This is a genomic window from Burkholderia stabilis (genome assembly GCF_001742165.1).
GTDB lineage: Bacteria > Pseudomonadota > Gammaproteobacteria > Burkholderiales > Burkholderiaceae > Burkholderia > Burkholderia stabilis.
Window position 1 is genome coordinate 171,288 of the sequence record NZ_CP016443.1, and the last position, 12,173, is coordinate 183,460.

Consider the following 12,173-nt stretch of genomic DNA (forward strand, 5'->3'; position numbering starts at 1 on the left):
GGTTCCGGCCGCGCGGGGTGCGCACGGCCGGAAGCGGGAGCGTCAACGACGCGGCGTTACACGTAGTCCTTGTACTTGTCGAGCATGCGTACCGGCTTCGACAGCGCATCGCGGCGGAACGGATCACCGAGTTCGCGCGTGCACATGATCTCGATGATCGTCGTCTTGCCTTCGTTCATCTGCATGTCGATTGCGCGCTTGAGCGCCGGGCCGACATCTTCGAGACGATCGACCGTGATCCCTTCGGCGCCCATCGCGCGTGCGATCGCCGCGAAGCTCTGGTTGTCGAGTTCGCCCGCGACGAAGCGGCGGTTGTAGAAGTCGACCTGGTTTTTCTTCTCCGCGCCCCATTGACGGTTGTGGAACACGACGGCCGTCACCGGGATGTTGTGGCGCACGCAAGTCATCGTTTCCATCAGGCTCATGCCCCACGCGCCGTCGCCCGCATACGACACGGCCGGGCGGTGCGGCGCCGCGACCTTCGCGCCGATGATCGTCGGGAACGCGTAGCCGCAGTTGCCCCAGCTCATCGCCGCGAAGAAGCTGCGCGGCTTGTTGAAGCGCAGGTAGCTGTTCGCGACCGAGTTGATGTTGCCGATGTCGGTCGACACCATCACGTCCTCGGGCATCGCCTTCTCGAGCTCGCGCAGCACCTGGCGCGGATGCAGGTAGCGGCCGCCGTTGAAGGTCTGCTCATGCTTCTGTTCCTCGATCATGTCGAGGCTGTACGCGTCGCGCTCGTGGGTCCAGTCGTCGAGTTCCTTTTCCCATGCGGCCTTCTCGGTCGCGATCTGGTCGGCGCGATCGCCGCGCGACCCGTCACACGTGAGCGTGCGGCCGTCGAGGCGTTGCGTGAGCGCGACCGCGGCGGCCTTCGCGTCGCCGCAGATGCCCACCGAGATCTTCTTCACGAGGCCGAGCATCTTGTGGTCGGCGTCGATCTGGATGATCTTCGCGTCCTTCGGCCAGTAGTCCATCCCGTGCTGCGGCAGCGTGCCGAACGGCCCGAGGCGCGAGCCGAGCGCGATCACGACGTCGGCGCGCGACAGCAGCTTCATCGCGGCCTTCGAGCCCTGATAGCCGAGCGGGCCGCACCAGAGCGGATGGTTCGCCGGGAACGAGTCGTTGTGCAGGTAGCTGTTGACGACCGGCGCGCCGAGCCGTTCGGCGAGCGCCTTGCATTCCTCGATCGCGTCGGCCATCACGACGCCGCCGCCCGAGATGATCACGGGGAATTTCGCCTGCGCGATCAGTTCGGCCGCGTCGTCCAGGCTTTGCTCGCCGCCGGCGCCGCGATCGAGCTTGCGCGGTTGCGGAATCTCGACCTTGACCTTGCCGTAGAAGTAGTCGCGCGGGATGTTCAGCTGCGTCGGGCCCATCTCGGCCTGCGCGCGGTCGAAGCAGCGCGCGGTGAATTCGGCCATCCGCGCCGGGTGCGTGACGTGGCCCTGGTATTTCGTGAATTCCTGGAACATCGGCAGCTGGTTCGCTTCCTGGAAGCCGCCGAGGCCGATGCCCATCGTGCCGGCTTCCGGCGTGACGATCACGACCGGGCTGTGCGCCCAGTACGCGGCCGCGATCGCCGTCACGCAGTTGCTGATGCCGGGGCCGTTCTGGCCGATCACGACGCCGTGGCGGCCCGATACGCGCGCATAACCGTCGGCCATGTGGCCCGCGCCCTGTTCGTGCACGACCGGGATCAGGCGGATGCCGGCCGGCGCGAAGATGTCCATCGCGTCCATGAACGCGGAGCCCATGATGCCGAACATGTCGGTCACGCCGTTGGCCGCGAGGGTCTCGACGAAGGCTTCGGACGGCGTCATGTCCTGCGGGCCGTTGGCCGAAACGCGCTGGGAGGTGGATTGTTCGCTCATGGGTTGTCTCCGATTTTTCGATTAACGGAACGTCTTGTTCCAGATGCTATTGGCTGGTGAAAGCCGGTCAAGCCATTCCATCTGCTGCCGGGGAATGTGGAATGAATTGAAATGATTCGTTTCAAAACGCGTGTGCGGGCAGGGCGGTGCCGTGCCGCTTGCGCGCGATGCGCGCTCAGGCCGGCTGCTTCGGCCGTTCCTTGCGGAATGCGCGCTTGACGGCGATCAGGCCGTCGCGGAACTCGAACAGGTCGCAACCTTCGGCCTCGATGCGCCAGCCTTCGGCGTGCGTGCCGGTGAACACCCACTCGGATACGCCGCGATCGCTGGCCACGTAGTGGCGGCCATGCCCCCAGTGCGCGTCGGGGAAGGTCTTGAACACCGCTTCGAACGCGGCGCGCACGGCGTCGCGGCCGGTGAAGCGCGTGCCGTGGATGTCGGGGCCGCCGGCCGCGTCGAAGACGCAGTCTTCGGTCATGAAGCCCATCAGCGCGTTGGCGTCGTGCCGGTTGAACGCGTCGGAAAATGCCGCGAGCATGGCGGCCGTGACGGGGGCGGTGAGCGTGTCGGACATAACGTGTCTCCTGTCGAATGGTGGGCGGTGCGCAAGGCGCTGGCGCGCATGCGGCACGCGGTATCGACACGTTAGTGAGCGCTCGTTTTTGGCGGTAGCGCCAGTTCGGGAGTTTCGGTTGGGCCAGCGGGGGACGGCGTATCGAGGCCATCGATTGACGGGTTCTCCACGGGGCAAGTCGCGCTTTTTCTGCTCCTTGTTCGGGCCGTGCCATCTCTTCGTTCGAAACCCCGCCTCCTGAAGCAGCGATGCCTTCGCATGACGGATCGCTCCTTCGCATGGCAGGCAGGCCGCACCTCGCCGGCTCGATAAGGTGGATGGCATTCACCTGCGAATCGAATGGAGAGGCATATGGGATGCACGATCAGCCGCGAGACGGACGGGCCGGACACGGCCCATGCAAACCAGTCGACCGCAAACCCGACCAGCGAGCGTGCCGCAGGCAAGCGTCCAGCGAATCCGGTGCCGTCGTTCCAGTTGCAGCAATTGAATCAAATGAGGGCGCCACAGCGCGCGAGGAGCGAATCGGCACCGGTGCCGCCCGAGATCGAAAAGGAACGGAAAGAAAATCGGGCGCTCGAACAAGACACCCGGCAGCAGGTCGGACGCCTCGTCCCCAAATATTTCAAGGACGAGCTTAAAGCACGTGATGTGACGGACGCACAAAAGGACGTGATGGCCTGGGCGGTGTATCGGCACTTGGCCACCCGCCCCGGACCCGGTGCGGAAAAGCGCATAGCCGGGCCAATGGTCGGGAAGGAGGGCTTCACCTTCGGAAAATCGCGAAGCGGTGATGCCGCTGAGGATCACGACATCGCACCGGACGCCAAGCCATGAAACGACGCCGCGCCCCCCGTGAATGCGCGCGGCACCCGTCGCGTGCTTCATCCCGCTGAAAGCGTCGCCGTGCGATGCGTCCCGGGCGCAGGTTCACCGGGAAAGCGGGCTTCCATTTGACGGCACGGTTCCGACCCGAAACGCCGATCCGCATCCGATCAGCCTCGCGGCCGCTGCGCTCGCACGCATGCCGCCAGCGCCCGCACCCCCGGCTCGATCCGCTCCAGCGGAATCGCGGAGAACCCCATCCGGAAGCAGCGCCGCGCATGGCTGTCGTCGTTCATGAAGAACACGCTGCCCGGCTCGATCAGAATCCCGGCCTCCTGCGCATCGATCGCGAGACGCGTCGCGTCGAGCCACGGCGGCCCTTCGACCCAGCACGACGCGCCGCCCGTCACACGCACGTGGCGCGCTTCCGGCAGATGCGTATCGAGCGCGGCCATCAGCACCTGCGAGCGCTCGCTGTACGCATGCGCGAGGCGGCGCAGCAGCGCATCGTGATGGCCGAGCGCGAGAAAGGTCGCGAACGCGCGCTGGATATACGCAACCGGATGGCGCACCATCAGTCGCCGCAACGCGCGCAACTCGCGGATCAGCTCGCGCGGCCCGACCACGTAACCGAGCCGCAGGCCCGGCGCGAACGTCTTCGACAGACTACCGACATAGATCACGCGGTCGGCCGTATCGAGACTCTTCAGCGCCGGATGCGGCGTGCCGGAGAACGTGTTCTCGCTCTCGTAGTCGTCCTCGATGATCACGAAATCATGCTGCTGCGCGCAATCGAGCAGTGCGCGGCGGCGCTCGACCGGCATCGTCGCGGTGGTCGGGCACTGGTGGCTCGGCGTCACGTACACGTAGTCGCAGCGCGACAGCGTGTCGCCGAGTGCATCGGGCGCGATGCCGTGCCCGTCGACGGGCAGCGGCAGCAACTGCGCGTTGCGGTTCTCGAAGATGTTGCGGGCATCGGGGTAGCCGGGGTTTTCGAAACCGACCGTCGTGTGCTTGCCGCACAGCAGATCCGCGATCAGGTACAGCGCCTGCTGGCAGCCGTTCGTCACGACGATCTCGTCGGGCATCGCGAACACGCCGCGCCGCGGCAGCGCGCGCGTGCGGATCTGCTGGATCAGCGATTCGTCGTCGCGCTCGATCAGGTCGGGCGCCCAGTTGCGGATCTCCATCACCGACAGCGCCTTCAGGCAGCATTCGCGCCAGTCGTTGGTCGGAAACAGCGACTGGTCGAACTGCCCGTAGATGAACGGATATTCGTAGTGCTGCCAGTTCGCCGGCTTCACGATGTTGCGCTGCCTCGACGGCGGATGCGCGATGCGTTTCTGCCATGCGGGGCGGCCCGGCATGTCGTCGTCGCCGGCGGGTTTCGTATCGGGCTTGGCGGCCGCGAAGCCGGGCACGCCTTCGAGCATCTTCGGGTTCACGAAGTGCCCGCTGCGTTCGCGCGAAATCAGGTAACCCTCTTCGACGAGCATCTGGTACGCGAGCACGACCGTGTTGCGGGCGACGCCGAGCTGGTCGGCGAGCTCGCGGCTCGACGGCAGCGCCGCATCGGGCGCGAGCTGGCCGTCGAGGATCGCGGCCACCAGCATCCGCCGGATCTGGTCCTGCAGGCTCGACGTCGACGACCGCCGGAACTGCTGGGCCCATAAGGCGGTCGGGGTACGACTCGGCATGCTTCCTCCTGTGATCGGTACGGAAAACGCGAGGCGGTGCGCGTGGTGTGCGTGCGGGCCCGCGAAGGGCGCGGTGTCGCGAGCATACGCGCGTCGCGCCGCGGATGTGGACTCAATGAAATGTGTCGTCTGGCACTACTGCGCGCCGACGTGGCAAGACGATACTCAACTCGTCGCGCCCGGACGATCCGGATAACTCCCCGGTACGAGGGCGCAGGGCGGCGTGCGCGCGTCGCGTTCGTCGGCATCGTCAATCGGAGGGCGGCATGCACGTCGTCGTGTTCAGGGATCGCTGCGAGCGCGTGATCCGCATCGTGTTCGACGATGCGCGTGCGACGGCCACCGCATATCGCGACGACGAAGCGATCGGCGAACTCGGTATCGACGACGATTGCCGCGACGAAGGCATCGCGCGATCGCCGACGCTCGCACGGTTGTACGTCGAACCCGCGTACCGGCGCAGCGGCATCGCACACACGCTGCTGGCGTGCGCGTCGCGCGAATTCGGGCGGCCGATCCGCATCGACACCGGCGCGCGCGCATGGCCCGATTCGCCGGCCTGGGCGACGCTGTGCCGCTGCCTCGAATACGAAGGGCTGGTCGAGGTTCGCTGACCCGAGCCGCAGCAACCGAATGCGTGACCACGATCGCGCAGCACAGGAATGGAGACGACATGAACACGGTCCTGAAGCCGATACCCGTATCCGATGAGCGGCACGAAGCGTTGCGCATCGACGGGCAGCGCGTGTGGCGCGACGCCGTGATCGACGTGCGCAACCCGTACGACGGCTCGCTGGTCGGCACCGTGCCGAAAGCGACGCTGGAAGACGTACGGCGCGCATTCGCGGTTGCGCGCGCGTATCGGCCGACGCTCACGCGTCACGATCGCGCGGCGATCCTGCGTCGCGCGGCCGATATCGTGCGCGCACGCACTGCCGAGATCGCGGCGCTGATCACGGCCGAGGCCGGGTTGTGCATCAAGGATTCGACGTATGAAGCCGGACGCGTGGCCGACGTGCTGACGTTCGGCGCCGGCGAAGTGCTGAAGGACGACGGGCAGATCTTCTCGTGCGATCTGACGCCGCACGGCAAGAAACGCCGCGTGTACACGCAGCGCGACCCGCTGCTCGGCGTGATCTCGGCGATCACGCCGTTCAACCACCCGATGAACCAGGTCGCGCACAAGGTCGTGCCGTCGGTCGCGACCAACAACAGGATGATCGTGAAGCCGTCGGAGAAGGTGCCGCTGTCGTGTTACCTGTTCGCGGACATCCTGTACGAAGCCGGTTTGCCGCCACAGATGCTGCAGGTGCTCACCGGCGATCCGAAGGAAATCGCCGACGAGCTGATCACGAACCCGGCGATCGATTTGATCACGTTCACCGGCGGCGTATCGATCGGCAAGTCGATCGCGTCGCGCATGGGCTATCGGCGCGCGGTGCTCGAGCTCGGCGGCAACGATCCGATCATCGTGATGGAGGACGCCGATCTCGACGAAGCGAGCACGCTCGCGGTGTCGGGCTCGTACAAGAACTCCGGGCAGCGCTGCACGGCGATCAAGCGGATGCTCGTGCACGAGTCGGTCGCCGATCGCTTCACGGAACTCGTCGTCGAAAAGACGCGCGCGTGGTCGTACGGAAACCCGGCCGATCCGTCGGTCGACATGGGCACGGTGATCGACGAAGCGGCCGCGAAGTTCTGCGAGCAGCAGGTGAACGACGCGATCGCGCGCGGTGCGCGGCTGCTGGTCGGCAACGTGCGTGACGGCGCGTTGTATTCGCCGACGGTCGTCGATTGCGTGACGCCCGACATGCCGCTCGTGAAGTATGAAACGTTCGGCCCCGTGTCGCCGATCATGCGCTTTCGCGACATCGACGAAGCGATCCGGATGTCGAACAGCACCGACTACGCGCTGTCGTCGTCGGTGTGCACGAACCGCTTCGACAACATCACGCGCTTCATCACCGAGCTGGAAGTGGGCAGCGTGAACGTGCGCGAAGTACCGGGCTACCGGCTCGAACTGACGCCGTTCGGTGGCGTGAAGGATTCGGGGCTCGGTTACAAGGAAGGCGTGCAGGAAGCGATGAAGAGCTTCACGAACGTGAAGACGTACTCGTTGCCGTGGTGAGCGCGGCGGGGAAGGGCGCATCGCGCCTTCCCGCCGCAACCGGCGTTACTGGTAGAAGTTGAGCGTGACCATCGCCGAACGGCCTGGCGCCCACGTCGCGTAGATCGGATACGCGCTCGAGTAGTACTTTTTGTCGAACAGGTTCTGCACGTTCAGCTGAACGTCCATCGTCTTGTTCACGCGCCACGTGGCGGCCGCATCGAAACGGGCGTAGCCGGGCGTCCATTTCTTCACGGTCGGCGAGACCGACGCGTAGGTCTTGCTCATCACCGTCGCGCCCGCGCCGAGCGTCAGCTTCGGCATCACGTCGTAGCTCGTCCACAGCGTGAAGCTGTGCTTCGGCACCATCACCATCGGCAGGCCGGCGCCGCCCGGGTTGCCGGGGCCGGCATCGACCGTGACCGCATTCAGGTACGTATAGCCGCCGAACACGTGCCACTTGTCCGTCAGGTTGCCCGCGAAGCCGAGTTCGGCGCCGCGCACGCGCTGCTTGCCGGCGTTGATCGTGTGACCGAGGCCGTCGCTGACCTGCGCATTGGTTTTCTCGGTGTCGAACAGCGCGGACGTCAGCGAAAGCTGCTGGTCGATCACGTCCCACTTCGCGCCGACCTCGATGTTGCGCGTGCGCTCGGGCGTCAGGTTCTGGTTGTTCGCGGTGATCTGGTCGGTGCCGCCGCCGAGGCCGCCGTTCGAGCCCGGCGGGTTCGACGACGTGCCGTACGACGCATACAGGCTCACGGTGCGCACGGGCTTGTACACGAGGCCGAACTGATAGCTGAACAGGTTCGACGTGTTCGACAGGTCGGCTGCGCCGGCCTGCTTCGCGGAGAGATCGTAGCGGTCGAAGCGCAGCCCCGCGTTGAACAGCCATTGCTCGGTCAGCTTCACCGTGTCGAAGAGGTAGGCCGACGCGGTGGTCGTGCGCGTATTCGTCGTCGCGCCGGGGAAGCCCTTGTCGCCGTTCAGCACGATATTGCCGGTCCACGGCATGTTCGGGTTCCAGCCGCCCGCGAGCGGCGTGCAGTTGCCCGGCACCGTGCACGGGCCGCCCGAGCGGATGTTGTTGCCCATCGCGTCGGTGACGAGGTAACCCTCGTAGCGGTTCTGTTCGAGACTGAACTCGACGCCGGCCGTCAGCGTGTGCTGCATGCCGAACAGGTTCGTGCGGCCGGTCACCTCGGTCTGGTTCGCGATGCCGTTCGTCGCGTACTTGCCGCTCTTCGCCTGCAGGCTCAGCAGGTTCGGGTTCGACGCGAGGATCTGCGGATTCGTCGCGACGTAGTCGAGCGTCGTGCGCCCGAACATCGTCGTGTTCTTCAGCTTCCAGTCGTCGTTGATGCGATGCTCGACGCGCACTTCGCCGGTGTCGGTCTGCCCGTAGCGGTAGTCGCGCGTGTTCAGCCCGAAGAACTGCCCGCGATCGGTCGGCACGGGCGTGCCGCCCGACGAACGGAACGGCACGCTGAAGTCCGGCATGTCGTACGAGTTCATGTGGTAGTAGCTGACCGTCACCGTGGTCGGCGTGTTCAGCCCGAACACGATCGACGGCGCGACGCCCCAGCGCTTGTTGTACACGTCGTTGCGGCCGGCCTGGTTCGCGTCGTGGCCCATCACGTTCAGGCGCACGGCCGTCGTGTCGTTGATCTTGCGGTTCGCGTCGACCGTCGCGCGCTTGTAGCCGTCGGTGCCGAAGCCGATGCTGCTGTTGATGAAGTTGTCGTTCTTCGGCGTCTTCGTGACGATGTCGACGCTGCCGCCCACCGAGCCGCGGCCCGCGTAGACGGAGTCGGGGCCCTTGATCACGCTGATCTGCTCGACCGCGAACGTCTCGCGGTTCTGCAGCCCCGAGTCGCGCATCCCGTCGACGAAGATCGAGTTGCGCGATTCGAAGCCGCGGATCACCGGGCGGTCGGCCGACGGGTTCGCGGCCGCGTCGCCGCCGAGGAACGTGATGCCCGGCACCGTGCGCAGCGCGTCCGCGAACGACGTGACGTTCTTTTCCTTGATCAGCTGCTCGGGGATCACCGTGACCGAGCGCGGCGTGTCGAGCAGCGGCGCGGTGAACTTGTACGACGGCGAACGCTTCACCTGCATGTCCGACAGCGCGGACGACTGGACCGCGATCGTCGGCAGCGTCGCCGGTGCATCGGCGGCGGCGGCAGGCTCGGTGGCGGTGGCGGGAGCGGTTTCGGCGGAGGCGAGCAGCGGGGTCAGGAAAACGGAGCAGTAAAGCGCCGACACGAGGGCACGAGGCCTCGTCTTGAACTGGGCAGGCATATCGGGAAGCAGCGGAAGGTTCGGTGATCGGGCGCGTATTCTCGATGCCGGCGGGGCAGGCCCCTGACATAGGAAGACGTCAATGTAAATGCGTATGATTCGTGTTTGCGGTCGCAATTGTACGGATTAGTACGGAATATGTAAACGATCGACACGTTCTTGTACTAATTCAGTCAGGCTTTCGTGAGCGGCGCGGTTGCCTTTGCGTCGTGCGCAACACCGCTTTCCATTGGCCGATCCGCTCGTGGCGGCGACGGCTCGATACACTGCTGGACCGGTTGGACGGGCCCCGGCAACCAGGCCCCGTAGCAAGGAGACAGGACACGATGGACACCCAACGCGCAGCGGTCGTCACTTACCGCGGCAACGCGATCGAGAACACGCACGTCGCCCATGTGGCGGTGGTCGATGCACGCGGCCGGCTGTTGTACCGGTACGGCGATCCGTTCCGGATGACGCTGGCGCGCTCGGCCGCCAAGCCGGCGCAGGCGTTGTCGGTGATCGAGACGGGCGCGCCCGAGCGGTTCGGGTTCGACGAGGCCGACATCGCGCTGATGTGCGCGTCGCACAGCAGCGAGGACCGCCATATCGAACGCACGCGCGCGATGCTGGCCAAGGTCGATGCGCAGGAGTCGGACCTGCGCTGCGGCGGCCACGCGCCGTTGTCCGACGCGGTGTACCGGTCCTGGATCAAGCGCGACTACACGCCGACCGGCGTGTGCAGCAACTGTTCGGGCAAGCATGTCGGGATGCTGGCCGGCGCGCAGGCGATCGGCGCCGCGATGGCCGATTACCATCTGCCCGACCATCCGATGCAGGTGCGCGTGAAGCATGTCGTTGCCGATGCGTGCGGCTTGCGCGACGACGAGGTCGACTGGGCGATCGACGGGTGCAACCTGCCGACGCCGGCGTTTTCGCTCGATCGTCTTGCGCGTCTCTACGCGTCGCTGGCCGACGGCGCGGATACGGTCGAGGCAGGCGGCGGCGCGATCACCGAGCGGGTGCATGCGCTGGCGCGCATTCATCGTTCGATGACCGCGTATCCCGAACTGGTGGCCGGAGACGGGCGCTATTGCACGGTGCTGATGAACGCGTTCGGCGGGCAGGTCGTCGGCAAGCTCGGCGCCGATGCGTGCTACGGGATCGGCGTGCGCGCGTCGGAACATACGCGGGCGCTCGGCGCCGACGGCGCGCTGGGTATTTCGGTGAAGATCGAGGACGGCAATCTCGACGTGCTTTACAGGGTCGTCAGTGAAATCCTCGAGCGGCTGCAGATCGGCACGGCGGCGCAGCGTGCGCAACTAGCCGGTTTCCATCGGCCGCGGATGCTCAATACACAAGGTATCGAGATCGGGCACGCAACGTTCCCGTTCGAATTGCAGCAAGCCTGAGCGGTGCTTTCGCGCCGATGCGGCCGGCCTGCCGGGCCGCGCATCGGCGTACGCCGCGTTTCGCGGCGGGTGTGAGCGTGTGCGCTACGCGTGCGCGCCGCGAATCTTCGTCAGCTCCACGTCCGACAACTCGCCGATATGCGCGAGGTGTTCCGCGAGAAAATCCTTCAGCACGCGCAGCTTCGCCGAGCTGCGCCGGTTCGCCAGATACGCGATGTAGATGAATTCGCCCGTGAGGCGGTTCTGCAGCCGGTAGCGCGGCAGCACGGCTTCGAGCCGGCCGCTCGCGAGCAGGTCGCGCACGAGCCAGATCTCGAACTCCGCGATGCCGAGCCCCGCGCAGGTCGCTTCGAGCAGCAGCTCCGAATGATCGGTGACGAGATTGCCGGCCGGCAGCACGCTGTGCTGCGCGTCGCCGTTCACGAGACTCCAGCGCGGATCGCCTTCGGGGTGCACGTAGCGCAGGCAGTTGTGGTGCCTGAGATCGTCGGGCGTCGACGGGCGCCCGCAGCGATCGAGATAGCCGGGCGTCGCGCACAGGATGCTGTCGTTGCGCGACAGGCGGTGGACGACCAGGTTGTCGAGGTAGTTCTCGCCTTCGTGAATGTCGAGATCGAAGCCGCCGGCAACGAGGTCGTTGTGGTTGTCGGTGAGCCGCACGTCGAGCTGGATCGTCGGATAGCGCGCGAGAAACGGCGCGACCAGCGGCGCGAGGTGGCGGCGGCCGAACGCGACCGGCGCGGTGAGCTTCAGCGGGCCGCTCGGCCGCGCATTCAGCTCGGCGACGACGCGCAGCGTGTCGTCGAGATCGGCGATCAGCGTGACGGCGCGTTCCAGATAGATGTGACCGGCTTCGGTCAGCGTGACGCTGTGCGTCGAACGATGCAGCAGCGCGACGCCGAGCGCTTCCTCGATCGCCGTCACCTTGCGCGCGACGGTCGACGTCGACACGTGCATCTCCTTTGCGACCGCTGAAAAACTCCCCGTTTCGACCACTCTCACGAACGCGCGCATCGCGCCGAGGTGATCGATGCCGGTTTCTCTCGCGCCTTTTTTCATTCGATTCTCGCTGTTGCGTCCCACGCAAAACCGATTTCGATAATACAGATGAGAGCTTGTTTTTGCAAAGGCATAGAATGCGAACCCGTCGCGTCGGGAAGCGGCGAACGACGCGCAGCGCGAGACATTCAGGCGGGCGGGATAGCGGATGACCGGCTCTACGTCGAAGCGGTTCTTTTAGTTAAACGAAGCATCCCGGCAGCGGCGCGCGACTGCATCGGTATGCAGCGCGCGAAAGCAGTTTCGACATGCCGAGCCGAAGTGTCGCGACGCTTGTAACGCGATGCGCGAGCGAGCGGCCGTGCACCGCGAGCAGCGACACGAACCGACGGCGCGCGGCTGCACTTG

General features: G+C 66.0%; 9 protein-coding genes. 4 read left to right on the top strand and 5 right to left on the bottom strand.

Annotated elements, in window-relative coordinates:
• Positions 1-56: 56 nt before the first annotated feature.
• Together xsc and BBJ41_RS18895 are read right to left on the bottom strand one after the other, a co-directional pair.
• Positions 57-1,874, bottom strand: coding sequence for a sulfoacetaldehyde acetyltransferase (xsc, locus tag BBJ41_RS18890; protein WP_069747885.1), 1,818 nt, complete (start codon positions 1,872-1,874; stop codon positions 57-59).
• 175 nt (positions 1,875-2,049) lie between these two features.
• Positions 2,050-2,448: a nuclear transport factor 2 family protein gene (locus BBJ41_RS18895; RefSeq protein WP_069747886.1), complete on the bottom strand. Its 399-nt coding sequence runs from the start codon at positions 2,446-2,448 to the stop codon at positions 2,050-2,052.
• A 351-nt stretch (positions 2,449-2,799) separates the two neighbouring features.
• Between BBJ41_RS18895 and BBJ41_RS18900 the strand changes: the two genes are divergently transcribed.
• Positions 2,800-3,285, top strand: coding sequence for a hypothetical protein (locus BBJ41_RS18900; RefSeq protein ID WP_156814823.1), 486 nt, complete (start codon positions 2,800-2,802; stop codon positions 3,283-3,285).
• Between the two features lie 158 nt (positions 3,286-3,443).
• On the opposite strand, the gene pdxR is transcribed toward BBJ41_RS18900, so the two are convergent.
• On the bottom strand, positions 3,444-4,970 hold the full coding sequence (gene pdxR / locus BBJ41_RS18905) for a MocR-like pyridoxine biosynthesis transcription factor PdxR (protein WP_069747888.1): 1,527 nt from the start codon (positions 4,968-4,970) through the stop codon (positions 3,444-3,446).
• Positions 4,971-5,236: 266 nt separating this feature from the next.
• On the opposite strand from pdxR, the gene BBJ41_RS18910 reads away from it, so the two are divergent.
• Both BBJ41_RS18910 and phnY read left to right on the top strand, forming a co-directional pair.
• Entirely contained in the window at positions 5,237-5,584 is a 348-nt protein-coding gene (locus BBJ41_RS18910; RefSeq protein WP_069747889.1) for a GNAT family N-acetyltransferase, read from the top strand.
• Between the two features lie 59 nt (positions 5,585-5,643).
• Positions 5,644-7,098 (top strand): phosphonoacetaldehyde dehydrogenase, encoded by a 1,455-nt coding sequence (gene phnY, locus BBJ41_RS18915; protein ID WP_069747890.1) that lies wholly within the window; start codon positions 5,644-5,646, stop codon positions 7,096-7,098.
• 45 nt (positions 7,099-7,143) lie between these two features.
• Here phnY and BBJ41_RS18920 read toward each other — a convergent pair whose 3' ends face one another.
• Positions 7,144-9,375 (bottom strand): TonB-dependent receptor, encoded by a 2,232-nt coding sequence (locus BBJ41_RS18920; protein WP_069747891.1) that lies wholly within the window; start codon positions 9,373-9,375, stop codon positions 7,144-7,146.
• A gap of 326 nt (positions 9,376-9,701) precedes the next feature.
• Between BBJ41_RS18920 and BBJ41_RS18925 the strand changes: the two genes are divergently transcribed.
• A complete protein-coding gene (locus tag BBJ41_RS18925) occupies positions 9,702-10,766 on the top strand; it encodes an asparaginase (RefSeq protein WP_069747892.1) in 1,065 nt (354 codons plus the stop codon).
• A gap of 84 nt (positions 10,767-10,850) precedes the next feature.
• On the opposite strand, the gene BBJ41_RS18930 is transcribed toward BBJ41_RS18925, so the two are convergent.
• On the bottom strand, positions 10,851-11,825 hold the full coding sequence (locus BBJ41_RS18930) for a LysR family transcriptional regulator (RefSeq protein ID WP_069747893.1): 975 nt from the start codon (positions 11,823-11,825) through the stop codon (positions 10,851-10,853).
• Between the last annotated feature and the right edge of the window lie 348 nt (positions 11,826-12,173).

Excerpts from the sequence above, each read along its gene's own strand:
- xsc (WP_069747885.1), bottom strand. The coding sequence starts at position 1,874 with ATGAGCGAACAATCCACCTCCCAGCGCGTTTCGGCCAACGGCCCGCAG.
- BBJ41_RS18895 (WP_069747886.1), bottom strand. The coding sequence starts at position 2,448 with ATGTCCGACACGCTCACCGCCCCCGTCACGGCCGCCATGCTCGCGGCA.
- BBJ41_RS18900 (WP_156814823.1), top strand. The coding sequence starts at position 2,800 with ATGGGATGCACGATCAGCCGCGAGACGGACGGGCCGGACACGGCCCAT.
- pdxR (WP_069747888.1), bottom strand. The coding sequence starts at position 4,970 with ATGCCGAGTCGTACCCCGACCGCCTTATGGGCCCAGCAGTTCCGGCGG.
- BBJ41_RS18910 (WP_069747889.1), top strand. The coding sequence starts at position 5,237 with ATGCACGTCGTCGTGTTCAGGGATCGCTGCGAGCGCGTGATCCGCATC.
- phnY (WP_069747890.1), top strand. The coding sequence starts at position 5,644 with ATGAACACGGTCCTGAAGCCGATACCCGTATCCGATGAGCGGCACGAA.
- BBJ41_RS18920 (WP_069747891.1), bottom strand. The coding sequence starts at position 9,375 with ATGCCTGCCCAGTTCAAGACGAGGCCTCGTGCCCTCGTGTCGGCGCTT.
- BBJ41_RS18925 (WP_069747892.1), top strand. The coding sequence starts at position 9,702 with ATGGACACCCAACGCGCAGCGGTCGTCACTTACCGCGGCAACGCGATC.
- BBJ41_RS18930 (WP_069747893.1), bottom strand. The coding sequence starts at position 11,825 with ATGAAAAAAGGCGCGAGAGAAACCGGCATCGATCACCTCGGCGCGATG.